Below are 26109 nucleotides of genomic sequence, written 5' to 3'. Positions count from 1 at the left end.
GTCGTGGCCCAGGTGAGGGCGCAGACGGGGGGCGACGTGGGCGTACACGGCAGCATCACCCTTGCCCAGTCCTTGCTGGCTCAGGGTCTGGTCGACGAGTTGTGTCTCGCCGTGGGTCGTGTCGTCGATCCGGTCGGCCCACGCCTGTTCGCGCAGGTGAATGATCTCCGTGAGCTGACTCTCGTCACCGCCACGCCGACTGCCAGCGGGAGCGTCTGGCTGAGGTACCGCATCAACGGGTGATGAACAGGAGTGTACGTAGCGGCCCGTTTGAGCAACGCCTGGCGGCCCAGGTACGGGGCCCTTCACTGTTCGGCCCAGACCGGGACGCTCCGGCTCTCCCTGAGTTGTCGAACCGTGCTAGCGGGCTGTCCCCTGGTGCCCGCCGTAACGCCCGTCCCGCGCCCGCCGGCGCTCTATGCTCCAACGATGGAAGACCCGGACTCGGGGGGCACTGAGCCGGGTGCTGGACGCCGCGGAGAACGCCTCCCCCTCGACGCGGTGGAAGCGGTGACCCGTGAGCTGGCTGCGGCCCTGGGAGCCGAGGCGGCCTTCTTCCTCATCGAGGACCTGTCCGGCCGCGGGCTGATCCGGCTGTCCCACGCCCGGGGGGGCGACGCGGAGGCCACCTTCACCGCCCGGGTCGGCGAGGAGCAACTGTCGGTGCGGTTCGACGCCGCGGAGCAGGCGGTGGTCCTGCTGTCTGACGGCGGGCCGGCCGAGGTGGCGGTGCGCGCGCCAGGCACTGCTGCACCTGGGGAGCGCGTTGGCAGAGGGCAGTAGTGACCCCTACTGCTGTAAAACGCTGCTCAAGTGGCATGGAAAAGGCCCTCTCCGTCGAGCGGAAAGGGCCTGTGACCTGTGGTGGAGCCAAGGGGACTCGAACCCCTAACCCCCTGCTTGCAAAGCAGGTGCGCTACCAATTGCGCCATGGCCCCTTGCGGGTGACTTCCAGGCGCCGGTGGGGCTCCTGGTGAGTCGATTCAGTTGGTCGGGCGGTCCGTCGCCTCGTGCCAGAGGTCACGCTCGGCCTGCTGGTCCTTGAACTTCTTCTGCAGGGCGGCGGCACCGATGGCCGTCGCGATCAGTAGCAGGAGCTTCTTCCCCATGAGGCTCTCCGTCCGGTTCGCGGCCTTCGAACGTGCGAGATCGGGATTGGTGGGCCTAACAGGACTTGAACCTGTGGCCTCTTCCTTATCAGGGAAGCGCTCTAACCGTCTGAGCTATAGGCCCGTGCCCAATCACCGCAGCAGGCGCCCGGGAGGGGCCTGCGACGCATGAGGTTACCTCACCGGCATACCGACCTCCAAAACGGGGCCACCCCCTCATCCGGGTGGGTGAGGGGGTGGCCCAGAGGGGTTCGGTATGCCGTCTGGCCGGCCTCCGTGGGCCGGCACCGGGAGGTGCCTGGCGACGGGGAAACGGGCCTCAGTCGTCGGTGAGCGTGAGCTGCAGGCCGCCGACCAGCGAGGAGCAGATGTTGTACAGGAACGCGCCCAGCGTGGAGAGCGCGGTCAGCAGGATGACGTCGATGACGCCGATGACGATCGAGAGGGACAGCACCCGGCCGAAGCCGAGGAAGTCCATGAGGTTGAACGGGTTCTCGCTGTCCTGGAGGATCGTGCCGACGAGGCGGTTGACCTCGGAGAACACGCCCATCCCGGACAGGATCATCCACAGCACCGCCACCATCACGACACCGGCGATGCCGAGGGCCACGGAGATGAGGAACGACATCTTCATCGCCGACCACGGGTCGATCCGCGAGACGGTCAGCTTGACGCGTCTGCTTCGGCCCGCCGGGGCGGGTGCCCCGGCGGGACGGCCCTGAGGGGTGGGTCGGGTCTGCTGCGACGCCTGCTGGGCGCCCTGACCCGGGCGGGGGCCCGGACCCTGCGGGCGCGCCGACGTGCTCGTCGGGCCTGCCGTGCTCACTCGTTACCTCCAGCGGCGTCGTCCTCGCCGGCCTCGGCCGGCTGGTCGGTCTCCTCCGACGGTACGGCATCCTCGGCCTCCGGCGCCTCATCGGCACCGCCGTTCTGGACATCGCCGTTGCCGGCCTCGGCCTCCACGGCACCGGTCGTGCCGGCCTCGTCGCGCACGTCCTCGGCCTTGACCTCCTCGACCTCGCCCATGGCCTCCTCGTCGGCCTCGCGCTCGACGCTGCGGGCGACCGCGACGACGACGTCGCCCTTGGGCGGGGTCACGAAGCGCATGCCCTGGGTGTTGCGACCGCGTCGGGTCACCAGCGAGACGCCGGAGCGCACGATGTTGCCCTTGCCCATGATGGCCAGGACCTCGTCCTCCTCCTCGACGGTGAGCGCGCCGACCACCTGGCCGTTCTTCTCGGTGATCTTGGCGACCGCGACGCCGAAGATGCCGCGGCCCTTCACGCTCCACTCCGAGACGGCGGTGCGCTTGGCCAGCCCGTTCTCGAAGACCACGAAGACGTCGGGGTCGGTGCCGTCCTCGATGACGCTGAGGGAGAGCAGGGAGTCGGAGTCGCGGAACCGCATGCCCGTCACGCCGCTGGTGGCCCGGCCCATCGGGCGCAGCGTGTCGTCGTCGGCGTGGAAGCGGGCCGACTGGCCGTTGCGCGAGACCAGCAGCAGGTCGTCGTCGGAGGACGCCAGGTCGGCGGCCACGAGCTCGTCGCCGTCGCGGAGGTTGACCGCGATGAGGCCACCGCTGCGCGGGGAGTCGTAGTCCGCCAGGCGCGTCTTCTTCACCAGGCCGTTGCGGGTCGCCAGCACCAGGTAGGGGGCCTGGTCGTAGTCGCGGATGTCGAGCACCTGGGCGATGTGCTCGTCCGGCTGGAAGGCCAGCAGGTTGGCGACGTGCTGCCCCTTGGCGTCCCGGCCCGCGTCGGGCAGCTCGTAGGTCTTGGCCCGGTAGACCCGACCGAGGTTGGTGAAGAACAGCAGCCAGTGGTGCGAGGTGGTCGTGAAGAAGTGCTCGACCATGTCGTCACCGCGCAGCTGGGTGCCACGCACGCCCTTCCCGCCGCGACCCTGGCTGCGGTAGGCGTCGACCCGGGTGCGCTTGGCGTAACCGCCACGGGTGATGGTGACGACCACGTCCTCCTCGGGGATCAGGTCCTCCATCGACATGTCGCCGTCGAAGAACTCGATCTTGGAGCGCCGTTCGTCGCCGTACTTCTCGGTGAGCTCGGCGAGCTCCTCGGAGACGATCGTCCGCTGGCGCTCGGGCTTGGCCAGGATGTCCTGGTAGTCCCGGATCATCGCCTCGAGGCGGTCGTGCTCGTCGATGATCTTCTGGCGCTCCAGGGCGGCCAGGCGGCGCAGCTGCATGTTGAGGATCGCGCCGGCCTGGATCTCGTCGATCTCCAACAGCTGGATCAGGCCGTCACGGGCCTCCTCCACGGTGGGGGAGCGGCGGATGAGGGCGATGACCTCGTCAAGGGCGTCCAGGGCCTTGAGCAGACCACGCAGGATGTGGATGTCGGCCTCGGCCTTGCGCAGGCGGAAGGTCGTGCGCCGGACGATGACCTCGATCTGGTGCTCCACCCAGTACCGGATGAAGGCGTCGATCGGCAGGGTGCGCGGCACCCCGTCGACCAGGGCGAGCATGTTGGCGCCGAAGTTGGTCTGCAGCTGGGTGTGCTTGTAGAGGTTGTTGAGCACCACCTTCGCCACGGCGTCGCGCTTGAGCACGATGACCAGGCGCTGGCCGGTGCGGCCGGAGGTCTCGTCGCGGATGTCGGCGATGCCCTGGAGGCGACCCTCCTTGACCAGCTCGGCGATCTTCTGCGCGAGGGAGTCGGGGTTGACCTGGTAGGGCAGCTCGGTGACCACCAGGCACTGCCTGTTGTGGATCTCCTCGACCTCGACGACCGCGCGCATGATGATCGAGCCGCGGCCGGTGCGGTAGGCGTCCTCGATGCCCTTGCGGCCCAGGATCAGCGCGCCGGTCGGGAAGTCCGGGCCCTGGATGCGCTTCAGCAGCGCCTCGAGCAGCTCCTCTCGGGAGGCCTCGGGGTTCTGCAGGTACCACTGGGCGCCGGAGGCCACCTCGCGCAGGTTGTGCGGCGGGATGTTGGTGGCCATGCCCACCGCGATGCCGGACGAGCCGTTGACGAGCAGGTTCGGGAACCGGCTCGGCAGGACCGTCGGCTCCTGGGTCTTGCCGTCGTAGTTGTCGCGGAAGTCGACAGTGTCCTCGTGGATGTCACGGACCATCTCCATGGCCAGCGGCGCCATCCGGCACTCGGTGTACCGCGGCGCGGCCGCGGGGTCGTCACCGGGCGAGCCGAAGTTGCCCTGGCCGTCGACGAGCGGGTAGCGCATCGACCAGTCCTGCACGAGGCGCACCAGGGCGTCGTAGATCGAGGCGTCACCGTGCGGGTGGTACTGGCCCATGACCTCGCCGACGACGCGCGAGCACTTGTTGTACCCACGGTCGGGCCGGTAGCCGCCGTCGTACATCGCGTACACGACGCGGCGGTGCACCGGCTTGAGGCCGTCCCGCACGTCCGGCAGCGCGCGGCTGACGATGACCGTCATCGCGTAGTCGATGTAGCTGCGCTGCATCTCGGTGTTGAGGTCGACCGCCTCGGTGCGGTCCGTCTCAATCGGCGGCATTCCGTCAGTCACGCAATTCCCTTATCTGTCAACGGGTTTCAAAGAGCTGGGGTATGCCGTGCGCGCGCTCTGCGCGCTGGCTCGGTTTCACGTGGAACCCAGCCACGGCATACGGGCCTAGAGCCTGCGCTGTTGCGACATCTTCGTCATCGCTCGTTCCTCAGATGTCGAGGAAGCGCACGTCGCGGGCGTTGCGCTGGATGAAGCCGCGCCGCGACTCGACGTCCTCGCCCATCAGCACCGCGAAGATCTCGTCGGCCGCCGCGGCGTCGTCGAGGGTGACCTGGAGCAGGACGCGGTGGTCGGGGTCCATCGTGGTCTCCCACAGCTCCTGGTAGTCCATCTCGCCCAGACCCTTGTAGCGCTGGATGCCGGCGTCCTTCGGCAGGCGCCAGCCCTGGCTCTGGCCGGCCGCGACCATCGCGTCACGCTCACGGTCGGAGTAGGCGAACTCGTGGGCGTGGTTGCTCCACTTCAGGCGGTAGAGCGGCGGCTGCGCGAGGTAGACGTAGCCGGCCTCGATGAGGGGCCGCATGAAGCGGAACAGCAGCGTCAGCAGCAGCGTCCGGATGTGCAGGCCGTCGACGTCGGCGTCGGCCATGAGCACGATCTTGTGGTAGCGCGCCTTCTCGAGGTCGAAGTCCTCACCGATGCCGGTGCCGAACGCCGAGATCAGCGCCTGGACCTCGTTGTTGGAGAGGACCTTGTCGATGCGGGCCTTCTCGACGTTGAGGATCTTGCCGCGGATCGGGAGGATCGCCTGGGTGCTGGGGTTGCGGCCACGCACGGCCGAGCCGCCCGCGGAGTCACCCTCGACGATGAAGACCTCGGACAGGCTCGGGTCCTTGCTCTGGCAGTCTCGCAGCTTGCCCGGCAGGCCGCCGGACTCCAGCAGGCCCTTGCGCCGGGTCGCCTCGCGCGCCTTGCGGGCCGCCATGCGGGCGGCGGCCGCCTGCACCGACTTGCGGACGATGTCCTTGCCCTCGTTGGGGTGCGTCTCCAGCCAGTGGCCGAACTCGTCGGTCATGGCGCGCTGGACGAAGCCCTTGACCTCGGAGTTGCCGAGCTTGGTCTTCGTCTGGCCCTCGAACTGCGGCTCGCCGAGCTTGACCGACACGACGGCGGTCAGGCCCTCACGGACGTCGTCGCCGGTGAGGTTGTCGTCCTTCTCCTTGAGGATGTTCTGCTTGCGCGCGAAGTCGTTGATGAGCTTCGTCATCGCCGCACGGAAGCCCTCCTCATGGGTGCCGCCCTCGTGGGTGTTGATGGTGTTGGCGTAGGTGTGCACCGACTCCGAGTAGGCAGTGGTCCACTGCATGGCCAGCTCCAGGGACAGCTGGCGCTCGGTGTCCTCCGACTCGATCGAGATGATCTCGGGGTGCACCGGCTCGGACTTCTTCGAGCCGACGAGGTGGGTGACGTAGTCGACCAGGCCGTTGTCGTAGCGGTAGGTGACCTTCTTGGCCTTCTGCTTCTTGGGCGCCGCGCCCTCCGCCTCGGCGGTGGCCGAGTCGACCTCGACGGTCTCCTCCTCCACATCCGCCTCGAGGTTGTCGAGGTCGATGTCGTCCTTGCTCGACTCCTCCTGCGCGACGCGTTCGTCGGTCAGGTTGATCGTCAGGCCCTTGTTGAGGAAGGCCATCTGCTGGAAGCGGGCCCGGATGGTCTCGAAGTCGTAGGTCGTGCTCTCGAAGATGTCAGCGTTGGCCCAGAAGGTGATCGTGGTGCCGCTGCGGTCCGACGCCTCCTCCTTGGCCAGCGGCGCCACCGGCACGCCGTGGTCGAAGGACATCCGCCACGCGTGCCCGAGCTGGTGGACCTCGGCGTCTAGCCGGGTCGAGAGGGCGTTGACCACGGAGGAGCCCACGCCGTGCAGGCCACCGGAGACCTTGTAGCCGCCGCCACCGAACTTGCCGCCGGCGTGCAGCTGGGTGAGCACGAGCTCGACGGTGGAGACGCCGTACTGCTCGTTCAGGCCGGTGGGGATGCCCCGGCCGTTGTCGGAGACGCGGACGCCCCCGTCAGCCAGGAGCGTGACGTCGATGGTGTCGGCGTAGCCGGCGAGGGCCTCGTCCACCGAGTTGTCGACGATCTCCCACACCAGGTGGTGCAGGCCGCGCTCCCCGGTGGAGCCGATGTACATGCCGGGCCGCTTGCGCACCGCCTCGAGGCCCTCGAGGACCGTGATGGCGCTGGCGTCGTAGTCCGACCCCTGCGGGGCCCCGGCGAGCTCTGCCTCCGCCGCGACCCGGGCCTGCTCCGCCTCGGCGGCGTTCAGGCTCTCGGATCCGGACTCGTGGGGCATGGGCGTGTTGGCAGGCTCGGACACGGTGCTCCTTCTTCAGATGGCACGGGTGCGGCGTCGCTGCCGCTCCTGGTGCCGGTCATGGCACGCGACCAGAGTGGAGACCACCTGGTCGCGGGATCGTCATCCAGTTTACCGGGCGAACCGCCCCAAGTTGTGTTCAGGAGGCCCGTGAGGCCACTTTCTAGGCAAAATCGGGGGCAGATCCATGTCGGGGATCGCACCCCGGCCCCTCAGCGCCCCATTTCGGCGCTCCTTGACTGTCGGTTCGGGCCTGGCGACCCGGTCGTTGACCCGGTCGTCCTCCCATCGGTCGACCGGACCGAACTCCGCCAAACCCACCTCGCCCGCCCACGGTCTTCCCTATCGTTGCGCCCCATGCGGGGGGTCGCCATGCGGGGGATGTCAGCCATGCCGAGGAGGGCGCGAAGGACCAGGGCCGGCTTGTCCGGTCTGGCCTGCCTCGCGCTCGGCGTCTCCCTCGCAGCGACCGCCTCGCTCGGTGGCTGCGGGGTGGTCGACCGGGTGATGGCCACGCCCACCATCACCGCGGTGCCCAGCCAGCCCGACGCGGTCACCCCCACGGTCCCGGTGCCCGGAGCCTCCGGCGCGACCGACGCCGGGACCTCGACTGCTGGAGCCTCGACCACTCCCACGTCACGGAGCGCCCCCGTCCCGCCGAAGCGGCCCGCGGCGGGTGGGATCGAGCCGACCGAGCGCCTCGTTGTCGTCGACAGCCTCGACATCGGCTTCGCGGCGCCGACCCTCTTCATGGAGATCGACCCCGAGAAGTACTTCAAGGACAGCGGCGCCCTCGACGAGCTGGCGAAAGGGATGGGAATCTCGCCTGACTCCCTGCGCAATGGCGTGCTGAACCAGGTGGACCGGATGGTCGTCGGCCGGGCGGACGACGGCAGGACCGCCAGCATCGTCGTCGCCCGCCTGCCACTGGACGCGCTGCCGACCGACGCCGCCATCAGGCGGGAGATCACCGGCATGCTGGGCGGCACGGTCACCGCGGTGAAGCGCGTGGCGACGGCGGCCGGTCCCGTGGTGCGGGTCGACTACCGCGTCGGCCCCCAGAAGTACCGGCAGTACGGCGAGCAGCAGTACCTCGAGACCCCCGACGGGGCGATCGCCTCCGTCACCGTCACCGCCTTCTCCGCCGCGGAGTCCCAGCGCATGGGCGCCCGCGTCCTCAAGACTCTGCGCACCATCGAGTAGCAGCCCGATAGCACCCGGGTCACGGGGCGGCTCAGTCGCCGCTGGCAAGGGTCCGCTCCAGCAGGCCCCTCACCTCCTCGGGAAGCCGCGGCTCCGGCATGCTCACCCGCGTCGGGGGCGCGTCACACCGCACCTCGTAGCAGTAGGCGTCGGGGTGGATGGGGCCGTTGCTGAACGCCGACAGCCGTCGGGTCGCCAACAGGTGCGTCCACTGGTCGGCGTCGTCGCCGGGCAGCTCCTCCAGCCGCACCGACCGCTCGCGAGTCAGGCCGGCGAACCCACCTGTGCGGCGCACCAGCACCTCGGTGCCCCGACCGGGTGCACCCTCGCCACCCGGCGACCCCTCTCCACCGGTGGGCTCCTGCCCGCTCGGCGCGATGGGCGCGGGCGCCGCCGAGCTGCCCGCCTGCAGCACCCCGACCTGCTCCCACGCCGACTGCACCGCCTCGGCCAGCGAGGACGACTCGCCCTCCTGCGCCCGGGCGGCATCCACGGTGAGCCGCGCGAAGGTGGCGAAGTCGCAGTCCGCGCTGATCCCGGGACCGGTGAGCACGGCATACCAGGTCCGGCCCACACGCTCCCAGGCGTAGCCACCGACGGCCGTGGCAGCGAGGTAGAAGGCGTGGTTGGGGATACCGGAGTTGATGTGCACGCCGCCGTTGTCGTCGGCGGTCTGCACGAAGGCGTCCATGTGCGCCGGCTGCGGGTCCTTCCCGAGCACGGGATCGTCGTAGGCCGTGCCGGGCGCCGCCAGCGAGCGCAGCGCCACCCCGTGCACGGCGTCGGTGAGCAGGTCGGCGCCGATCAGCCAGTCGGCCTGGTCAGCGCGCTGGCCGAGCAGCCGCTGGCGCACCAGCGACCCGAACACGTCGGAGATGCTCTCGTTGAGAGCTCCCGGCTGCCCCCGGTAGGTCAGACCCGCGGTCAGCTCGGTGACACCGTGGGTCAGCTCGTGGCCGATGACGTCGAGGCTGGCCGTGAACCGCTGGAAGTAGCGGCCGTCGCCGTCACCGAACACCATCTGGGTGCCGTCCCAGAAGGCGTTGTCGTAGTCGGTGCCGTAGTGGACGCTCGCGAGCAGCGGCAGGCCACGGCCGTCGAGGGAGTTGCGCCCGTATGCCGTGGCGTACAGCTCCCAGGTCGCGCCCAGTCCGTCGTAGGCCTCGTCGGCCGCGGCGTCGCCGGTGGCCGGCTCGCCCTCGCGGCGCACCACCCGGCCGGGCAGCTTCTCGGCCTTGCCCGCGTCGGACACCACCCGCTGCGGCGAGTCGGGCGTGCCCGGAGCCGGTCGTGACGCGGGCGGCAGGGTGGGCGCGGGAGCGGCCTCGGAACGCCCCCGGCGCCGCTCGCGCAGCGACGCGTCGCGCTCCAGGGCCCGCACCGCCCGGTCGGCGGCGACGGGGTCGCTCGACTCCGCGATGGCTTGAAGCACGTACGGCGGGATGATCGTGCAGCGCGGTGGGATGGGTGGACGGACTGACGACGGTGCTGGCGTTCCCCTCATACAGCCAGTCTGCGCCGGCCCACCGACACCGCCAGCCGGCGGCGGAAGCAGGCGGAAAGCGGGTGACCGCGGTCGGTGCGGCCGCCTAGCCTGCCGGCATGGCCGCCTCCGTCGCAGTGCTCTCCGACGTCCACGGCGTGCTGCCCGTGCTCGAGGCGGTGCTGGCCGAGGCCGACGTCGCGAGCGCCGACCTCGTGGTGGTGACCGGCGACCACGCCGCCGGACCGATGCCTGTCGAGACCCTCGACCTGCTCACCTCACTGGGGGAGCGCTGCGTGCTGGTCCGGGGGAACGCCGACCGCGAGCTCGTGGGCATCACCCGCGGTGCACCATGCGAGCACCCCGAGTCGGTGTGGGCCGCACACCAGCTCCGCGACGACCAGGTCGCCCTGCTCGACCGGCTGCCGCACCCCGTCAGCCTCGACGTCGACGGGTTCGGCCCGGTGCTGTTCTGCCACGGCAGCCCCCGCGACGACGACGAGGTGGTGCTCGTCGACACCCGCCTCGAGCGCTGGGCCGAGGTGTTCGCCGACCTGCCCGCCGCCGTCCAGACCGTGGTGTGCGGGCACACGCACATGCCGTTCGTGCGCCTCGTCGACCGCCGCCTCGTCGTCAACCCCGGCAGCATCGGCATGCCCTACGGCCGGCCCGGCGGTGCCTGGGCACTGCTGCGCGACGGCCAGGTCAGCCTCCGCCACACCGAGATCGACGTCGACGCCACGTGCGCACGCGTCGTGGCCGAGTCGACCTACCCCGACCGACAGGCGTGGGCCGACGAGTACATCCGCTCGAGGCACAGCGACGCCGTGGCCCTGACCGTCTTCGCCCCGCGCGACGGCCGCTGAGTGCGCCTGCCCACCCAACGCAAGGGTCAGTGCACCCGACCGAGGTGGAGGGCGGCATACATCAGCGCGGCGACCGTCTCGCCGTCGGTGATCTCGCCGCGGCGCACCATCGCCAGGACCTCGGCGAACGGCACCGTCCGCACCTCGCTGATGCCCTCCTCGTGGTGCCCCGTCGCCACGGCACGGGTGAGTCCGCGTGCGACGAAGACGTGCTCGGGCGCCTCGCAGACGCCGTTGAGCGCCTGCATCGACCCGACGTGCTCCCAGTGCGACGCGCTGTAGCCGCTCTCCTCGAACAGCTCGCGCTGGGCGGCGACGAGCGGGTCCTCGCCGTCGGTGCCGCCCGCCGGCACCTCCGTCGAGCGGCCAGTGGTGTGCCGGTCCACGGTGACGAGCACGACCTCGTCATCGTCGGTCAGGGCCACGACGAAGACGGCCGGCTGCCTGAGCTCGACGACTCCGTAGACGCCGTCGGCCCCGCCGGGCCGCACCACCTGGTCCTCACGCACCCGGATCCACGGGTTCTCGTACGCCGTCCGCGAGTGCCTCGTCTCCCACGCCACTGTCGTTCCCCCTACCCGTAGGTGTCCCGCGGACCCGGCCCCTGCGACCGGCGCGGACCCTTCGACCACGACGGCGCGCTCGGCCCCACGACCTTCAGCTCGGCGACAGTGCCCTTGCCGACCTCGCCGTCGAGCCGGCCGAGGATCGAGGACGTCAGCAGCCGGATCTGGGTGGCCCACGCCGTGGAGTCGGCGCGCACCGTGAGCACGCCGTCCTGGAAGGTCACCGGCGTGCAGTGCTGGGCCACCTCGGGGCCCACGATCGCCGGCCACCTGCCCATCACCGAGCCGACCGCCACGTCGACGCGCCACCCGCGGTCGCCGAGCAGGCGGTCCATCTGGTCGCCGAGCAGCAGCGGGTCACGGCCGTCGCGCGTGCGGGACTTCGCGCTCTCCGGCACCCCGTAACGCCGGCGCCGCATCGGCTTCAGCCCGGGCCGCAGCCCCTTGGCCTTGGCGGCCGCCCGGGCGCGGGCCAGGGCCGCGGCGGCAGCGTCGTCGGCACGCTCGTCGAGCGCCTCCTCGGAGGAGAAACCGTCGTCCGCGACGGGGTCTGTGGGCAGGTCGTCACTCACGCGCCCGCACCTCGCCCAGCGTCACGGCATACGTCTGCCCGCTCAGCGAGTCGGGCACGTCGGCGGCGACGGCCGCGGTGATGAGCACCTGCTCACAGTCGCCGATCATCGCGGCCAGCCGCTCGCGGCGGCCGGAGTCGAGCTCGGCGAAGACGTCGTCGAGCACGAGCACCGGGTCGTCGCCGAGGTCGTGGCGCAGCAGCTGGTATGCCGCGAGCTTGAGTCCCAGCGCGAACGACCAAGACTCGCCGTGGCTGGCGTAGCCCTTGGCCGGCAGCTCGCCGAGGGTCAGCGTGACGTCGTCGCGGTGCGGACCGACGAGGGAGACGCCGCGCTCGACCTCGCGGGGCCGGGCCTCGTCGAGGGCGGCGAGGATCTCGGTGCGCAGCTGCTCGATCTCGGGCACCTCGCCGGCGGCGATGGCGGCCGCGGTCTCCTCACGCAGGCTGGACCGGTAGGAGACCCGGGCGTCGGACTGGCCGGCGCTGACCTCGTCGTAGGCCTTGGCGAGGTAGGGGGCGAGGTCGCGCAGCAGCCGGAGGCGGGCGTAGAGCAGCTGGGAGCCCACGCTCGCGAGGTGCTCGTTCCAGATGTCGAGGGTGTGCAGCGCCGACGCGCGTGCGTCGTCGGCGGGCTCCTCACCTGGGCGGGGCCGGTAGCGGGAGCCCTTGCGCAGCACCGGTGCCGCCGACTTCAGCAGGGCGTTGCGCTGCTTGAGTACCTTGTCGTAGTCCGAGCGCACCCCCGCCCAGCGCGGCTGGCGGGCGACGAGCAGCTCGTCGAGGAACCTGCGCCGCTCCGACGGGTCGCCCTTGACGAGCGCGAGGTCCTCGGGGGCGAAGAGCACAGTGCGCAGGGCGCCGAGCACCTCGCGGGGCCGTTGCACCGGGGAGCGGCCGAGCCGGGCTCGGTTGGCCCGACCCGGGTTCAGCTCGAGCTCGATGAGCGTCTCGCGGCCGTCATGCACCACCAGGCCGCGGATCACCGCCTGGTCGGCGCCGAACCGCACGAGCGGGGCGTCGGTGGCGACCCGGTGGCTGGAGAGGCTGGCGAGGTAGCCGATCGCCTCGACCAGGTTGGTCTTGCCCTGCCCGTTGAGCCCCACCAGGGTCGTCACGCCAGGCGCGAGCGGCAGCTCGGCGGTCTCGTAGCTGCGGAAGTTCGAGACGGTCAGGTGGCGGACGTACACGGGTCAGGCCAGCTCAGGCAGTGGGCGGGTGTGCGGGCCGGCGCGACGTCAGGACGTCTCGCCGGTGCCCGAGGTCGGTCCGGCCTCGGTGGCGGCACGCGACCCGCGCCCACGTCGGCTGGTGGCGCCGGTGCCGGAGGACGGTCCGGCCGAAGCCGCCTGGCGCCCCTTGCTGGCGGCCTTCTTCGCGCTGCGGGTCGGCTTCTCCTTCGGCGCGACCTTCTCGGCGACCGCCTTCTCGTGCTTGGGCGCGCCCTGGTTGCGCAGCTCCTCGCCCTCGGCCACGGACATGACCTGGTGGCCGCCGAACCCGCCGCGCAGCGCCGCCACGGCCTGCATGGTCGGCGACTCCTTCTGGCGCGAGGCGAACCGGGAGAACAGCGACGCCGAGATGACCGGCATCGGCACCGAGTTGGCGATGGCCTCCTCGACGGTCCAGCGGCCCTCGCCCGAGTCCACCGTGTAGCCGGACACGTCGTCGAGGTGGGGGTTCTTCTCCAGCGCGTCGACCAGCAGGTCGAGCAGCCAGGACCGCACGACGGTGCCACGGGTCCACGCCTTGAAGGCGCCGGGCACGTCGGTGACGATGTCCTTGGCCTCCAGCAGCTCGTAGCCCTCGGCGTAGGCGGCCATCAGGCCGTACTCGATGCCGTTGTGCACCATCTTCGTGTAGTGACCCGCGCCGACCTTGCCGGCGTGGACGAAGCCCTCCTCGCGGGGGCCCTCCGGGCGCAGCGCGTCGAAGATCGGCATGGCTCGCTTCACATTGGCGGCCGAGCCGCCGACCATCAGGCCGTAGCCGTTCTCCAGGCCCCAGATGCCGCCGGAGACACCGCAGTCGAGGTAGCCGATGCCCTTGGTCTTGAGGAGCTTCTCGTTCTCGAAGTCGTCGGTGAACCGGCTGTTGCCGCCGTCGATCACCAGGTCGCCCTCGTCGAGCATCTCGGCCAGCTTGGCCACCGTCTGCCGGGTCGGGTCACCGGAGGGCACCATCACCCACACGACGCGGGGCGCCTCGAGCTTCTTCACTAGCGCAGCCATGGTCCGCACGTCGGAGACCTCCGGGTTGCGGTCGAAGCCGATGACCTCGTGGCCTGCGCGGCGCAGCCGCTCGCGCATGTTGCCGCCCATCTTGCCCAGACCGATCAGACCCAGCTGCATGGTGAGGAAGCCTTCCGTCGTTGGTGGTGCGGTATGCCGCGTGCGCACCACGCGGCATACGTGCACCGCGGGCACGTGGCGCTCAAGGCTACGCCCGGCCCCGGTCAGCTCGCGAAACGCACCGGCATCAGCACATAGCGGTACGACGTGTCCGCCTCGCCGTCGATCTCGGCCTGGCCCGAGAGGACGGCCGGCCGCGACGGCTGGGTGAAGGAGAGCCGGCTGAACTCCGTGCCAACCGCGCCCAACCCGTCCAGGAGGAACTGCGGGTTGAACGCGATCTCCACCTCGGGGCCGGTCAGGGTCGACTCGACCGCCTCGGACGCCTGGGCGTCGTCGCCGGTGCCGGCCTCGATCGTGACCTGGCCCTCGGAGAAGCGCAGCCGCACCGGGGTGTTGCGCTCGGCGACGAGGGAGACGCGCTTGACGGCCTCGACGAGCTCGGAGGTCTTGACGACCGCCTCGGTGTCGACGCTGGTCGGGAAGATCGAGGTGACCTTGGGGTACTCGCCGTCGAGCAGGCGGGTGGTCGTGCGGCGCTGCCCGGCCTCGAAGCCGACGAGTCCGTCGCCACCGGCGGCACCGCCGAGCGCGACCTCGATCGAGCCGGCGGCACCGAGCGCCTTGGCCGTCTCGGAGAGGGTGCGGGCGGGGATGAGCGCGACGTGGCTGGCGTCGGTGGCCTCGGGGTTCCAGGTCAGCTCCCGCATCGCGAGCCGGTAGCGGTCGGTGGCCAGCAGCGTCATCTTCTCGCCGTCGACCTCGACGCGGACGCCGGTGAGGATCGGGAGGGTGTCACCGCGGTCGGCGGCGATCGAGACCTGGGCGACCGCCTGGGTGAAGACGTCGCCGGCGATGGTGCCCGTGGGCTCGGGTGCGGTGGGGAGGGTCGGGTAGTCCTCCGACGGCATCATCAGCAGGCTGAACCGCGAGGACCCGCACGTGACGGCGACCTTGTTGCCCTCGGTGGTCACGTCGATCGGGCGGTTCGGCAGGTTGCGGGAGATGTCGGCGAGCAGGCGGCCGAGGACGAGCACGGTGCCGGGCTCGGCGACCTCGGCCGGCACGGTGACCTTGGCGGAGACCTCGTAGTCGAACGCGGAGAGGGTCAGGCTGCCCTCCTCGTTCGCCTCGATGAGCACGCCCGCGAGCACCGGGACCGGGGGTCGCGCCGGCAGGCCGCGCGCCACCCAGGTCACGGCATCGGCGAGAACCTCACGTTCGACCCGGAACTTCACCTTGGGAACCCGCCCTTCACGACTGCGCACACGCGTGTAACCACACCACTGTTGTCAGAACCACATTCTCGTGGGGGCACTGACCCTAGTGCCCGAGGGGGGTCCTGCAAACCCGGTTCGACCAAAGCCCGTTCCTGTCATTCGACCGGGGGTCCGGCTCGGGGTCATCCACCCCCAGGTACGCGGGGCGGTATCAGTGAATGGATGGATCTCGTCATCTCCATAGGCGTTGTGGAACCTGTGGACAAGCCCGCATCGACGCAGGCCAGCGGCCCGATGGGCGTGTGCACCACCCGTGGACCGCGGTCCGCTGCGACGGAGGGTCCCTGTGGACGGCGAAACGTTGTCCACAGGCCGTCCACACCCTGTTGGCAGTGGTCCCCAGCGTCAGCAGTCCTCGTCCACGAGCCGTCCACGCGCTGTGCACAGGGGTGTCACCGGTCGGTTGCGCTGTGGACAACGTGGGGGCAAACCTGTGGTCGGCCGATTTCCTCCACAAGGTTTTCCCCAAGTGTGGACCATCGGCCAAAACACCCCAAGGTGGGTCCTTCCGGACGCCCACCTGCGCGGTTGTCCACGTCACGGCCCGGTCACGCACTACCCACATGTGTGGACAACCCTGTGGACGGCTCAGCTGTGGACAGTCGCCGTCGCGGGCGTCAGGACCAGGCGGCCGGCCACCTCGAGCATGTACGCGAAATACGCGTCCGGGTCGGGGATCGTGTCGCCGAGCTGCTCGAAGAGCTCGGTCGTGACCGTGCCGAGGAGCAGGGTCCAGGCGGCCAGTCCGGCCATGACGGCAGGGGCGTCGAGCCCCGCGTCGGCGAAGAACGGGTCGTCGAGCAGCGGTCCGGCGGCCGCCTCGGCCCGCACCTGGACGCCGGGGGCGATGCCGGCGGCGGCGTCGCGGAGGCGGCCGACCCGCTGGGCGTCGGCGAGCAGGCGCACGAGCAGGGCCTGCACCCGCGTGCCCGGCTCGTTGGTCTGCTCGGCGGGGGCGCGGTAGTCCGGGACGGGTGAGCCGTAGAGAAGGGCGTACTCGTGCGGGTGCGACCTGGCCCAGTCGCGCAGGGCCGTGCCCACCGCCCACCAGCGTCCGTCGAGGTCCGCGGGGTCGACGGTCGCGTGGGCGGCCTCGACCGCGTCGCCGAGCGAGGTGTAGGCCGCCACGATGAGCCGGGTCAGCAGCTCGTCGCGGTCTCGCACGTAGCGGTAGATGGCCGAGGAGGCCATGCCCATCTCTCGGGCAACCGCCCGCAGGGACAGCGCCGCTGCACCGTGCCGGGCCAGCTCCTCTGCGGCGACCCGCAGGATCTCCGCCTCCATGGCGGCCCGGTTCCGGGCACGTATGCCGTCAGCTCGCGTCATGGCGCCAGCATGTCAGATCAGTGCCCACTTGTGTGAGCGGTGCTCTTGTTTCTTTCTCGGTCTGGGTGTTTACTGCTCTCAACAGAGAGCACCGCTCACATTTTGCTCCGGGGATCCGTGGAGTCGAGCAGTGCAGGGTTGAGCAGACATGGAGGAGAAGGCGATGGGACAGTTCCTGGTGCTGGGTGCCGGTGCGATCGGGCAGGGCACGGCGGTCGAGCTCGCGGACAGGGGTCACGAGGTCACGGTGGTCTCGAGGTCGGGTCGCGGGCCGGCACACGAAGGCGTGCGAGCGGTCGCGGCCGACGCGGCCGATGCCGAGCGGCTGACCACTTTGGCCGAGGGAGCGGAGGCGATCGTCAACGCGCTGAACCCGCCGAACTACACCACGTGGGAGCGTGACTGGCCGCCGTTGGCCCAGGCTGCGCTGACCGCCGCCGAGCGCTCCGGCGCCGGCTTGGTGACCGTCGGCAACCTCTACGGGTACGGCATGGTCGACGGGCCGATGACCGAGCAGACCCCGCTGCGGCCCAACGGCCACAAGGGGCAGCTGCGGGCCCGCATGTGGGAGACGGCGCTGGAAGCCCACCGGTCCGGTCGGGTGCGCGCCACCGAGCTGCGGGCGTCGGACTACACGGGCCCCGGGGTCGGTGCCCAGAGCCTGCTGAACTCCATGGTCATCGCGCGTGTGGTGAAGGACCGGCCGGTGTGGCTGGTGATGGGCGACCCGGACGCCCCCCACACGTGGACCGACGTGCGCGACACCGCACGACTGGCGGCGGTGCTCGCCACCGACGACCGGTCGTGGGGACAGGCCTGGCACGTGCCGAGCGCCCCGCCACGCAGCGTGCGCGAGGTCGTCGGCGAGGTGGCGCAGCTCTGTGGACGGGCACCCAGGGCCGTGCACGGCATACCTCGTGGTGCGGTGACAGCCCTGGGAACCGTGGTGCCCCTGCTGCGGGAGCTGCGCGAGACGCGGCACCAGTTCGAGCGGCCGTTCGTGCTCGACGCCACGCACACGACCGAGGTCTTCGGCCTTCAGCCGACGCCGTGGGAGGTCACCCTGAGGGAGACCGTGGAGTGGCTCAGCGCGACTGCTGCTTGATGCGGTTGGTCAGCTCGGTGACCTGGTTGTAGATCGCGCGGCGCTCACCCATGAGCTCGCGGATCTTTCGGTCGGCGTGCATCACCGTGGTGTGGTCGCGGCCGCCGAACTGCTGGCCGATCTTGGGCAGCGACAGGTCGGTCAGCTCACGGCACAGGTACATCGCGATCTGGCGGGCGGTCACCAGCACCCGGGAGCGGGATGACCCGCACAGGTCGTCGATGCTCAGGCCGAAGTACGCCGCGGTCTGGGCCATGATCGTCGCGCTGGTGATCTGGCTGCCCTGCTCGTTCGGGATGAGGTCCTTGAGCACGATCTCGGCCAGGCCCATGTCGACGCTCTGGCGGTTGAGGCTGGCGAAGGCGGTCACGCGGATCAGGGCGCCCTCGAGCTCGCGGATGTTGGTGGAGATCCGGCTCGCGATGAACTCGAGCACCTCGTCGGGCGCGCTCATCCGCTCCTGGATGGCCTTCTTGCGCAGGATCGCGATACGGGTCTCGAGGTCGGGCGGCTGCACGTCGGTCAGCAGGCCCCACTCGAAGCGGCTGCGCATGCGCTCCTCGAAGCCGGAGAGCAGCTTCGGTGGCAGGTCGCTGGTGATGACCACCTGCTTGTTGGCGTTGTGCAGCGTGTTGAAGGTGTGGAAGAACTCCTCCTGGGTCTGGACCTTGCCCTGGAGGAACTGGATGTCGTCGATCAGCAGCACGTCGACGTCGCGGTAGCGACGCTGGAAGTTGCTCGCCTTGTCATCGCGGATGCTGTTGATGAAGTCGTTGGTGAACTCCTCGGAGTTCACGTAGCGCACCTTGACGTTGGGGTACAGGTTGCGCGCGTAGTGGCCGATCGCGTGCAGCAGGTGCGTCTTGCCCAGTCCGGACTCGCCGTAGACGAACAGCGGGTTGTAGGCCTTGGCCGGTGCCTCGGCGACCGCGACCGCCGCCGCGTGGGCGAAGCGGTTGCTCGCACCGATCACGAACGTGTCGAAGGTGTACTTCGGGTTCAGCCGGGTCGCCTCGGCCTCGGTCACCGAGATGCTGTCGTCGGGCCGGGGCCGCCGAGCCGCGAAGGTCTCCTGCTCGGGCAGGGCCGGCGCGGGCACGCTGTCCTGGCCGAGGGTCAGCGGGGCGGAGGCGGACAGCGGCGCGGTCGTGGCGGGGACGCCGTGCTGGCTCAGGCCCGTCGTCGGCTCGGTGTGGTCGAGGTCGAGCGAGGAGTCGACCGTCACGGCCAGCCGCACGTCGCTGCCGAGCTGGGAGGACAGTGCCCGGGTGACCTGCTCACGCACCCGCGTCTCGACGACGTCCTTGGTGAAGTCGTTGGGCACGGCCACCAGTGCCGTGCCGTCGAGCAGGCCCACGAGGCGGGCGAGGCTGAGGAATGCCCGCTGCTGGGCGGGAATGCCGTTGGCGTCGAGTGCCGAGAGGGTGTTCTGCCAGACCTGACCGTAGTTCAGATCAGCGTCTGCCACTGGTCAACACCCCTGGAGTTCTTTGGTCGGTCTCGCTCGTCTCGGCCTGGCCACTGAGCCGCCATTGTGGTCTGTCCACACGCTTTTCCACAATCTGTGGAGATCGGCTCGGTCGGGGCGCCGACGGGGGACGCTAACAACCTTGGAGCAGGCCGAGCAACCTGATCGCGGAAATTGGTGGGCGCTGAGCACGGAAATTCTTGGCCGTGCTCGGCGTGTCGCCACGCCGTCGGGCGGAGCCGCTGGTAGCCGCACGCGCCGGCGGAACAGGCAGTGCTGGTTTGACCCTCTCGGCGGCGCTCGCGTACCGTAGGCGAGGCCTTGTCGGCCGTTTTCGCATGCCCGTGACCTGCTTCGCGGGCTTCCGATTGCGGCCGACGTCGGCCGCCCCCGCCAGCACCTGCGGACCACCCGGGTCCGACCAGTTACGGAGATCAACGTGAGCAAGCGTACTTTCCAGCCGAACAACCGTCGTCGGGCCAAGACCCACGGCTTCCGCCTGCGCATGCGCACCCGCGCTGGCCGCGCCATCCTGGCCGCCCGTCGCCGCAAGGGCCGCTCCGAGCTCTCCGCCTGAGGCCCCGGACGTGCTGCCCGCGCAGCACCGGCTGCGTCAGAGCGCCGACTTCGCGGCAGCGGTCCGAGCAACAGGGGGAGCACGATCGGGCTCCCGCCTCATCGTGGTTCACGCCAACCAGACCGACGCGCGTGCGGGTCACCCGCCGCGGGTCGGTTTTGTTGTCTCCAAGGCCGTGGGCTCCGCCGTCGTCCGCAACCGGACCAAGCGCCGGCTGCGCGCCCTGGCGCACCAGCGGCTCGACCGGATCCCACTCGGGACAGACCTCGTGATCCGCGCGAATCCCCCTGCGGCACAGGCGAGTTCGCCAGAGCTGGGAGCCGACCTCGACGCCCTCCTGGCCAGGGTCCTGCGGCGCCTGGGCACCGCTGTTGCGGGCGGTGCCCGGTGAAGACGCTCCAGAAGGTGCTCGCCGCACCGCTGATCGGCCTGCTCCTCTTCTACCAGCGGGTCATCTCGCCGATGACCCCGCCCACGTGCCGGTACTACCCGTCGTGCTCCCAGTACGCCCTCACCGCCATCCGCCGGTTCGGTCCCCTGAAGGGAACCTGGCTGGCCGTCCGGAGGTTGCTGAGGTGCCACCCCTGGACGCCGGGTGGCGTCGACCACGTCCCACCCGCCCCGGCCGCCCGCTGACGGCGACCACCTGACTGCCCGGCGCCGCGGCATACCCACCGCGGTCCGGACCACGGGTGAGCAGGAGCTCACCCCCACGAGTGAAGGACAGCATGAGCACATTCGAACGTGTGATCTACCCCTTTGAGTGGATCGTCTCCTGGATCCTCTACGGCTGGCACCAGGTCTTCACGGCGATCGGGCTCGACCCGGCGTCGGGTGCCTCCTGGGTGCTGTCCATCGTGGGCCTCGTGCTGGTCATGCGCGCCGCGATGATCCCGCTGTTCGTCCGCCAGATCCACGCCTCCCGCCGGATGCAGCTCATCCAGCCCGAGATGCAGAAGATCCAGGCGAAGTACAAGGGCAAGACCGACCCGGACTCCCGTCAGGCCATGACGCAGGAGACGATGGACCTGTACAAGCGGACGGGCACCAACCCGTTCTCGTCGTGCATGCCGATCCTGGTGCAGTCGCCGTTCTTCTTCGGTCTCTTCCGGGTGCTCAACAACCTCGGCGCCATCGCGGCCGGCACGCACGACCCCATCGGCCCGATCACCAAGGATGTGGCTGCCCAAGCAGAGCAGTCGACCTTCCTCGGCGCCCAGCTCTCGGACAAGTTCATCGGCGCGGACACGATGACGACGAAGGTCGTCACCATCCTGCTGATCGTCCTGATGTCGGCGACCACCTTCACCACCCAGCGCCAGCTGATGACGAAGAACATGCCGGCCTCGGCGCTGGACAACCCCTTCGCGAAGCAGCAGAAGGTCCTGCTGTACCTGATGCCGCTCTTCTTCGCGATCTCGGGCGTCAACTTCCCGATCGGTGTCCTCATCTACTGGACGACCACGAACATCTGGTCCATGTGCCAGCAGTTCTACGTGATCCGCCGCATGCCGGCGCCGGGCTCGCCCGCGGAGAAGGCGCTGCAGGAGAGACGCGCAAAGCGGGGCAAGCCGGTCAAGGAGCTCACCGTCCCCGGCCTCGAGAGCTCTGCGTCGAACGGTTCGACCACAGGTGACGGCAGCTCGGCAGCGTCCGGCGAGGGCGGGACCGCCAAGCCCTCCGGCCAGCGGCAGCAGCCGAAGCGCGCCAAGAAGCGCAAGTAGCGCCGTCGGCCTGACCCCCAGAGCGGCGCACTGCTGAGCGCCCGCCTGCTCAAGCCCAGATCCGGCTGTCCACCAGCCTTTGCACAGGAGAAGAACATGAGCGACAACACCACGGAGCCGCAGGAGACGGACGTGCACGACACCGTCCCCGCCCACGTCGACCCCGCCGCAGACGTGGCCGACGTCCTGGAGTCGGTCCAGTCCACCGAGTCCACCACCGAGTCCACCACCGAGCCCACGACTGAGGGCGGCACCACCCGCGCCCGCGGCGGTCGCACCAAGATCGCCGACCTCGAGCGGGAGGGCGAGGTGGCCGCCGACTTCCTGGAGACGCTGCTCGACATCGCCGACCTCGACGGTGACATCGACGTGGACGTCGACGGCGACCGCGCGGCTGTCGCCATCGTCGACTCCGAGGAGGGTCGGGTGCCGCGCCGCCTCGTCGGCCCGGACGGCAAGGTGCTCGAGGCCCTTCAGGAGCTGACCCGCCTCGCGGTGCAGTCGGCGACCGGTGAACGGAGCCGCCTCATGCTCGACGTCGCCGGCCACCGCGCCGAGCGTCGTTCCGCCCTGGTGGACATCGCCCGTGAGGCGATCGACGACGTCAAGGCCACGGGTGAGAAGAAGGCGCTCGCCTCGATGAGCGCCTTCGAGCGCAAGGTCGTGCACGACGAGGTGCTCTCCGCTGGGCTGTCGTCGGAGTCCGAGGGCACCGAGCCGCACCGTCACGTCGTGGTGCTGCCCGCGTGATGTTTCACGTGGAACACGCATGAGCGAGAATCCGCCCGTGAGCGGTGACCAGGAGCCGTCGGCAGCACTGCCGGCGGCTCCTGCTGCTGCAGCCGCCATCTTCGGAGAGCGGTTGGCACTGGCAGAACGGTTCGCCGCGGTCCTGGCTGACACCGGCGTCAGCCACGGCCTGATCGGACCCAGGGAGGTGCCGCGCCTCTGGGATCGGCACGTGCTGAACTGCGCCGTCGCCCACCACGCCTTTCCCCAGGGCGCCTCTGTCATCGACGTCGGGTCGGGTGCTGGCCTGCCCGGACTGGCGCTGGCCGTGGCGCGGCCGGACCTGCGTCTGCACCTCGTCGAGCCGATGCTGCGTCGCACGACCTGGCTGTCCACGACCGCGGAGCTGCTCGGGCTCGACAACGTTGCGGTCCACCGGGGCCGGGCCGAGGAGTTCACCGGCCGGCTGTCGGCGCCCTACGCCACCGCTCGAGCCGTGGCCCGCATCGACAAGCTGGCCCGGTGGACCTTCCCGCTGCTGGACGACGGTGGGGTGCTGGTGGCCCTCAAGGGTGAGCAGGCGGCGCAGGAGCTCGAGGAGGAGCGGCGGGTGCTGACCCAGCTGGGCATGGTCGACGCCGCCATCCGCACCTATGGCGCAGACCTGCTCGAGGTCCCCACCATCACTCTGGAGCTCACGGTGGGCGCCGCCGCACGGAACGTCTCGAAGATTGCTCGCACCCAAGGAGGTCGTCGACCGAAGGGCGCCACCAAGGGAGGCAGGCGCACCACGTAGGGGCGACCACCGGGCGATTCCCGCGGCGCACCGGGGCGCGCCCTCCCGGGTTTGGACCCGCGTCCCTCGTACGGTTGGATGAGGTCCATGTGTCCAGCGGGTACGACGAGGTGACGGAGTGACGGAAACACGGCAGCTCGAGCGAGGCCTGGGATGGCCCGGACTCGTTGGCCCCCGTACTGCCCCCTTGGGCTGGCCCGCTGAGGATCGGGTTTCACGTGAAACCGACCTCCAGGCCGGCACCACGAGCGCCTCCAGTGAGTCGAGTGATTCGACCGGCCCAGCTGAGTCGAGCGGGCCGAGCGGGTCGTCCCGGCAGCCGGTCGCCGAGGCTCCGGTGCGTGGCGATTCCAGCCTCGACGCGCGCAGCGCCGTGACGGAGGTTTCCGGGGACCGGTCAGTCGATCCGTCCGCTGTTGTTGCCATCAACGTCGCCGATGATGTCGCGGATGACGATGACGTCTCGGTGGGTGGGGCGGAAGCCGCAACGTCCGCCCCTGCCGGTTCCCATGGGCCCGTTGCAACCGAGAGCGCTGCGGCTGGAGTCCCGGCGGACTCGATCAACGGCTCGGCTTCCCCGAATGGTGACCCGCCCGCTCTCGAACCGGGCGCCGTTTCACGTGAAACGAGCGCGACGGCTGCGGTACACGGAGCCGTTTCACGTGAAACTGACGCGGCCGACATGGGGGCTCTCGTCGAAACCGGGATTAAGGCAGACCTGCCCATCCCGGCTACCACCGCAGGCGCGGAGCCCATCCAGGAAGCTGGCGTGACAAGCGCCGACGGCCAGGCAGCCGCCGACGAGCACCACAGGGGAGACGCCCAGGCAGCGGAGGAGGCATTGGCGGCCGTCGTTTCACGTGAAACAGATGACACCGACGAGCGCACCGCGCTGGCGTCAGCCCTCCCAGCCGCCGGCGCCGACACCCCGCTCGCGCAGGCCGTGGCGGCTGACGCCCGCAAGCGCATCGCCCTCAGCGGCCGTCGCTTCCCCAAGCCCGCACACACCCGCGTCATGACGGTGGCGAACCAGAAGGGCGGCGTCGGCAAGACCACGACCACGGTCAACGTGGCTGCCGCCCTGGCGCAAGCCGGACTGACCGTGCTCGTCATCGACATCGACCCGCAGGGAAATGCGAGCACAGCGCTGGGGATCGAGCACCACGCCGAGGTGCCGAGCATCTATGACGTACTCGTGGACGGCACGCCGATCAGCGAGGTCGTGCAGGAGTGCCCTGACGTGCCGGGACTGTTCTGTGCCCCGGCCACCATCGACCTGGCCGGCGCGGAGATCGAGCTCGTCTCGATGGTGGCGCGCGAGACGCGCCTCCAGAAGGCGATCGCCGCCTTCATCGGCTCGGCGGAGGAGCTGGGCCACGCCGTGCCCGACTACGTCTTCGTGGACTGCCCGCCGAGCCTCGGGCTGCTGACGGTCAACGCCTTCGTCGCCGCCGACGAGGTGTTCATCCCGATCCAGTGTGAGTACTACGCGCTCGAAGGCCTCTCGCAGCTGCTCAAGAACATCGAGCTCATCAAGAGCCACCTGAACCAGACGCTGCACGTCTCCACGATCCTGCTCACGATGTACGACGGGCGCACCCGGCTGTCGGCGCAGGTGGCCGAAGAGGTGCGGGCCCACTTCCCGCAGCAGGTGCTGCGTACGTCGGTGCCCCGCTCCGTCCGCATCTCCGAGGCCCCGAGCCACGGACAGACAGTCATGACGTACGACCCGAACAGCAGCGGTGCGCTGTCCTACCTGGAGGCGGCCAGCGAGCTGGCCGACCGTGGCGCAGCGGAACAGCCCTCATGAGCACGACCACTCCGAGCACACCCCCGGCACAGAACAAGAAAGGCCAGCAGATGAGCGAGAAGCGTCGCGCCCTCGGGCGCGGGCTGGGAGCCCTGATCCCCAGCACCCCCGCAGGAGAGGGCGCTACGCGGCCCGTCGACGTCTTCTTCAAGGACAACAGTGCGACGGTCACCCGTCCGGGCGTGGCGACGCCGCCGCACGAGGTGGCCGACAACCCGGCGATCACCGACCACACCAGCCCGGGCTCGCCCTCCACCAACGGGGCAGGACCGGCCACGGATCGATCCACGCCGGGGCACGCTGAGGAGCGGCCGCAGGAGGGCGGCGTCCACAGCGGCGCGAACGACGTGGAGTCGGCCACGGCTGAGCAGGGTTCCGCCAACGGTGGCGTCGACGCGGGTGCGACCGAGGCCGCCGACATGACGCAGACCGGGGACACCACGCAGACCGACCTGGCACCGGTGCCGGGCGCGACCTACGCGGAGATCCCGGTCAACTCCATCCGCCCCAACCCGCGGCAGCCGCGCACCGTCTTCGACGAGGACGACATGGCCGAGCTGGTGCACAGCATCCGCGAGATCGGGGTGCTCCAGCCGATCGTCGTCCGCCCGATCACGGACGGCGAGGGTGACATCCGGTTCGAGCTCATCATGGGTGAGCGCCGCTGGAGGGCCACACAGGAGGCCGGGCTGGAGGTCATCCCGGCGATCATCAAGGAGACCGAGGACGACGACCTCCTCCGCGACGCCCTGCTGGAGAACCTGCACCGCAGCCAGCTGAACGCGCTGGAGGAGGCCGCGGCATACCAGCAGCTGCTCGAGGACTTCGGGTGCACCCACGACGAGCTCGCCGGCCGCATCGGTCGCTCGCGCCCGCAGATCTCCAACACGCTGCGGCTGCTCAAGCTGCCGCCGCTGGTCGCTCGCCGCGTCGCGGCCGGTGTCCTCAGCGCGGGGCACGCCCGCGCCCTGCTGGCTCTTGATGACGCGGCCGCCATGGAGCGGCTGGCCCAGCGCATCGTGGCCGAGGGACTGTCGGTGCGCAGCGTCGAGGAGATCGTGGCGCTCGGCGGCGACCAGGAGCGCGTGAAGCCTCGCCGGCCCCGTGCCGGCGGCCGGCACCCGCAGCTGGACGACCTCGCCGCGCGTCTGTCCGACCGCTTCGACACGCGGGTGAACATCGCGCTCGGCCAGCGCAAGGGCAAGCTGACCGTCGAGTTCGCCTCGGTCGACGACCTCAACCGCATCGTCGAGATGCTGGGGCTGGACCCGCGCGCCACGGCCTGACGACAGTCCTTCTATAGCCCCAGGCGCATCGAGAATCGTCT

The 26109-nt window shown here is 70.3% G+C and carries 25 protein-coding genes and 2 tRNA genes; 13 read left to right on the top strand and 14 right to left on the bottom strand.

All coding sequences use genetic code 11. The features are described 5' to 3' along the window. The coding region (locus tag BMW78_RS10765) for a dihydrofolate reductase family protein (protein WP_177180257.1) at nucleotides 1-243 on the top strand (243 nt) is incomplete at its 5' end. Nucleotides 244-429: 186 nt separating this feature from the next. After that, nucleotides 430-783 carry a hypothetical protein gene (locus BMW78_RS10760; protein ID WP_143056217.1) on the top strand — a complete coding sequence of 118 codons (354 nt, stop codon included), beginning with the start codon at nucleotides 430-432 and terminating at the stop codon, nucleotides 781-783. 79 nt (nucleotides 784-862) lie between these two features. Here the strand turns inward: BMW78_RS10760 and BMW78_RS10755 are convergent. The 6 genes from BMW78_RS10755 to gyrB form a co-directional block, all read right to left on the bottom strand. Next, a tRNA-Ala gene (locus tag BMW78_RS10755) sits at nucleotides 863-938 on the bottom strand. A 45-nt stretch (nucleotides 939-983) separates the two neighbouring features. Continuing rightward, nucleotides 984-1109: a DLW-39 family protein gene (locus BMW78_RS21025; RefSeq protein ID WP_218144312.1), complete on the bottom strand. Its 126-nt coding sequence runs from the start codon at nucleotides 1107-1109 to the stop codon at nucleotides 984-986. Between the two features lie 47 nt (nucleotides 1110-1156). After that, nucleotides 1157-1233 (bottom strand) — tRNA-Ile (locus BMW78_RS10750). 195 nt (nucleotides 1234-1428) lie between these two features. After that, nucleotides 1429-1935 (bottom strand): DUF3566 domain-containing protein, encoded by a 507-nt coding sequence (locus tag BMW78_RS10745; protein ID WP_091759076.1) that lies wholly within the window; start codon nucleotides 1933-1935, stop codon nucleotides 1429-1431. Beyond that, nucleotides 1932-4601, bottom strand: coding sequence for a DNA gyrase subunit A (gyrA, locus tag BMW78_RS10740; protein ID WP_091759074.1), 2670 nt, complete (start codon nucleotides 4599-4601; stop codon nucleotides 1932-1934). The genes BMW78_RS10745 and gyrA overlap by 4 nt, the downstream gene beginning before the upstream one ends. Before the next feature lie 160 nt (nucleotides 4602-4761). Beyond that, complete coding sequence (gyrB, locus tag BMW78_RS10735) at nucleotides 4762-6906, bottom strand: DNA topoisomerase (ATP-hydrolyzing) subunit B (protein ID WP_091759207.1); 2145 nt, start codon at nucleotides 6904-6906, stop codon at nucleotides 4762-4764. A 444-nt stretch (nucleotides 6907-7350) separates the two neighbouring features. On the opposite strand from gyrB, the gene BMW78_RS10730 reads away from it, so the two are divergent. Beyond that, a complete protein-coding gene (locus tag BMW78_RS10730) occupies nucleotides 7351-8130 on the top strand; it encodes a hypothetical protein (protein WP_091759072.1) in 780 nt (259 codons plus the stop codon). A gap of 31 nt (nucleotides 8131-8161) precedes the next feature. On the opposite strand, the gene BMW78_RS10725 is transcribed toward BMW78_RS10730, so the two are convergent. Next, the gene (locus tag BMW78_RS10725) at nucleotides 8162-9562 is read right to left on the bottom strand and encodes a protealysin inhibitor emfourin (protein ID WP_245735782.1); all 1401 of its coding nucleotides are present in this window, start codon (nucleotides 9560-9562) and stop codon (nucleotides 8162-8164) included. Nucleotides 9563-9732: 170 nt separating this feature from the next. Between BMW78_RS10725 and BMW78_RS10720 the strand changes: the two genes are divergently transcribed. Further along, entirely contained in the window at nucleotides 9733-10479 is a 747-nt protein-coding gene (locus tag BMW78_RS10720; protein ID WP_091759068.1) for a metallophosphoesterase family protein, read from the top strand. A 26-nt stretch (nucleotides 10480-10505) separates the two neighbouring features. On the opposite strand, the gene BMW78_RS10715 is transcribed toward BMW78_RS10720, so the two are convergent. From BMW78_RS10715 to BMW78_RS10690, 6 genes are all read right to left on the bottom strand, one after another. After that, nucleotides 10506-11042, bottom strand: coding sequence for an NUDIX domain-containing protein (locus tag BMW78_RS10715; RefSeq protein ID WP_091759066.1), 537 nt, complete (start codon nucleotides 11040-11042; stop codon nucleotides 10506-10508). Nucleotides 11043-11053: 11 nt separating this feature from the next. Beyond that, on the bottom strand, nucleotides 11054-11617 hold the full coding sequence (locus BMW78_RS10710) for a DciA family protein (protein WP_425439048.1): 564 nt from the start codon (nucleotides 11615-11617) through the stop codon (nucleotides 11054-11056). Then, the gene (recF, locus tag BMW78_RS10705) at nucleotides 11610-12806 is read right to left on the bottom strand and encodes a DNA replication/repair protein RecF (protein WP_091759064.1); all 1197 of its coding nucleotides are present in this window, start codon (nucleotides 12804-12806) and stop codon (nucleotides 11610-11612) included. Before recF ends, BMW78_RS10710 begins: the two co-directional genes overlap by 8 nt. A gap of 48 nt (nucleotides 12807-12854) precedes the next feature. Further along, entirely contained in the window at nucleotides 12855-13967 is a 1113-nt protein-coding gene (gene gnd / locus BMW78_RS10700) for a phosphogluconate dehydrogenase (NAD(+)-dependent, decarboxylating) (RefSeq protein WP_091759062.1), read from the bottom strand. A 104-nt stretch (nucleotides 13968-14071) separates the two neighbouring features. Beyond that, nucleotides 14072-15205 (bottom strand): DNA polymerase III subunit beta, encoded by a 1134-nt coding sequence (gene dnaN, locus BMW78_RS10695; protein WP_091759060.1) that lies wholly within the window; start codon nucleotides 15203-15205, stop codon nucleotides 14072-14074. Nucleotides 15206-15835: 630 nt separating this feature from the next. Next, complete coding sequence (locus BMW78_RS10690; RefSeq protein ID WP_091759058.1) at nucleotides 15836-16573, bottom strand: TetR/AcrR family transcriptional regulator; 738 nt, start codon at nucleotides 16571-16573, stop codon at nucleotides 15836-15838. A gap of 163 nt (nucleotides 16574-16736) precedes the next feature. Here BMW78_RS10690 and BMW78_RS10685 point away from each other — a divergent pair, with 163 nt between their 5' ends. After that, the gene (locus BMW78_RS10685) at nucleotides 16737-17678 is read left to right on the top strand and encodes an NAD-dependent epimerase/dehydratase family protein (RefSeq protein ID WP_091759204.1); all 942 of its coding nucleotides are present in this window, start codon (nucleotides 16737-16739) and stop codon (nucleotides 17676-17678) included. Here BMW78_RS10685 and dnaA read toward each other — a convergent pair. Beyond that, complete coding sequence (dnaA, locus tag BMW78_RS10680; protein WP_091759056.1) at nucleotides 17659-19146, bottom strand: chromosomal replication initiator protein DnaA; 1488 nt, start codon at nucleotides 19144-19146, stop codon at nucleotides 17659-17661. The two genes, BMW78_RS10685 and dnaA, sit on opposite strands and share 20 nt — an antisense overlap. A gap of 439 nt (nucleotides 19147-19585) precedes the next feature. Between dnaA and rpmH the strand changes: the two genes are divergently transcribed. The 8 genes from rpmH (at nucleotide 19586) to BMW78_RS10640 (ending at nucleotide 26068) form a co-directional block, all read left to right on the top strand. After that, the gene (rpmH, locus tag BMW78_RS10675; RefSeq protein ID WP_013885212.1) at nucleotides 19586-19723 is read left to right on the top strand and encodes a 50S ribosomal protein L34; all 138 of its coding nucleotides are present in this window, start codon (nucleotides 19586-19588) and stop codon (nucleotides 19721-19723) included. A gap of 10 nt (nucleotides 19724-19733) precedes the next feature. Then, on the top strand, nucleotides 19734-20114 hold the full coding sequence (rnpA, locus tag BMW78_RS10670; protein ID WP_091759054.1) for a ribonuclease P protein component: 381 nt from the start codon (nucleotides 19734-19736) through the stop codon (nucleotides 20112-20114). Next, nucleotides 20111-20359 carry a membrane protein insertion efficiency factor YidD gene (gene yidD, locus BMW78_RS10665; RefSeq protein WP_245735781.1) on the top strand — a complete coding sequence of 83 codons (249 nt, stop codon included), beginning with the start codon at nucleotides 20111-20113 and terminating at the stop codon, nucleotides 20357-20359. Before rnpA ends, yidD begins: the two co-directional genes overlap by 4 nt. 92 nt (nucleotides 20360-20451) lie before the next feature. Then, a complete protein-coding gene (gene yidC, locus BMW78_RS10660; RefSeq protein WP_091759200.1) occupies nucleotides 20452-21447 on the top strand; it encodes a membrane protein insertase YidC in 996 nt (331 codons plus the stop codon). A 96-nt stretch (nucleotides 21448-21543) separates the two neighbouring features. Continuing rightward, nucleotides 21544-22197, top strand: a complete 654-nt coding sequence (locus BMW78_RS10655) for a Jag family protein (protein WP_245735780.1) — start codon at nucleotides 21544-21546, stop codon at nucleotides 22195-22197. A gap of 37 nt (nucleotides 22198-22234) precedes the next feature. Beyond that, the gene (gene rsmG / locus BMW78_RS10650) at nucleotides 22235-22972 is read left to right on the top strand and encodes a 16S rRNA (guanine(527)-N(7))-methyltransferase RsmG (protein WP_245735779.1); all 738 of its coding nucleotides are present in this window, start codon (nucleotides 22235-22237) and stop codon (nucleotides 22970-22972) included. A gap of 769 nt (nucleotides 22973-23741) precedes the next feature. Next, a complete protein-coding gene (locus tag BMW78_RS10645; RefSeq protein WP_091759050.1) occupies nucleotides 23742-24782 on the top strand; it encodes a ParA family protein in 1041 nt (346 codons plus the stop codon). Between the two features lie 50 nt (nucleotides 24783-24832). After that, nucleotides 24833-26068 carry a ParB/RepB/Spo0J family partition protein gene (locus BMW78_RS10640; RefSeq protein WP_091759197.1) on the top strand — a complete coding sequence of 412 codons (1236 nt, stop codon included), beginning with the start codon at nucleotides 24833-24835 and terminating at the stop codon, nucleotides 26066-26068. The last annotated feature ends 41 nt before the right edge of the window (nucleotides 26069-26109 follow it).

The organism is Pedococcus cremeus (assembly GCF_900111375.1).
Classification (GTDB): domain Bacteria; phylum Actinomycetota; class Actinomycetes; order Actinomycetales; family Dermatophilaceae; genus Pedococcus_A; species Pedococcus_A cremeus.
This window is presented reverse-complemented; position numbering and strand designations above follow the sequence as displayed.

What these genes read in the sequence shown, in the direction of transcription:
- yidC (WP_091759200.1), top strand. Translation starts at nt 20,452, where the DNA reads ATGAGCACATTCGAACGTGTGATCTACCCCTTTGAGTGGATCGTCTCC.
- BMW78_RS10720 (WP_091759068.1), top strand. Translation starts at nt 9,733, where the DNA reads ATGGCCGCCTCCGTCGCAGTGCTCTCCGACGTCCACGGCGTGCTGCCC.
- BMW78_RS21025 (WP_218144312.1), bottom strand. Translation starts at nt 1,109, where the DNA reads ATGGGGAAGAAGCTCCTGCTACTGATCGCGACGGCCATCGGTGCCGCC.
- BMW78_RS10655 (WP_245735780.1), top strand. Translation starts at nt 21,544, where the DNA reads ATGAGCGACAACACCACGGAGCCGCAGGAGACGGACGTGCACGACACC.
- gnd (WP_091759062.1), bottom strand. Translation starts at nt 13,967, where the DNA reads ATGCAGCTGGGTCTGATCGGTCTGGGCAAGATGGGCGGCAACATGCGC.
- gyrA (WP_091759074.1), bottom strand. Translation starts at nt 4,601, where the DNA reads ATGCCGCCGATTGAGACGGACCGCACCGAGGCGGTCGACCTCAACACC.
- BMW78_RS10640 (WP_091759197.1), top strand. Translation starts at nt 24,833, where the DNA reads ATGAGCGAGAAGCGTCGCGCCCTCGGGCGCGGGCTGGGAGCCCTGATC.
- BMW78_RS10760 (WP_143056217.1), top strand. Translation starts at nt 430, where the DNA reads ATGGAAGACCCGGACTCGGGGGGCACTGAGCCGGGTGCTGGACGCCGC.
- BMW78_RS10685 (WP_091759204.1), top strand. Translation starts at nt 16,737, where the DNA reads ATGGGACAGTTCCTGGTGCTGGGTGCCGGTGCGATCGGGCAGGGCACG.
- BMW78_RS10690 (WP_091759058.1), bottom strand. Translation starts at nt 16,573, where the DNA reads ATGACGCGAGCTGACGGCATACGTGCCCGGAACCGGGCCGCCATGGAG.
- gyrB (WP_091759207.1), bottom strand. Translation starts at nt 6,906, where the DNA reads ATGCCCCACGAGTCCGGATCCGAGAGCCTGAACGCCGCCGAGGCGGAG.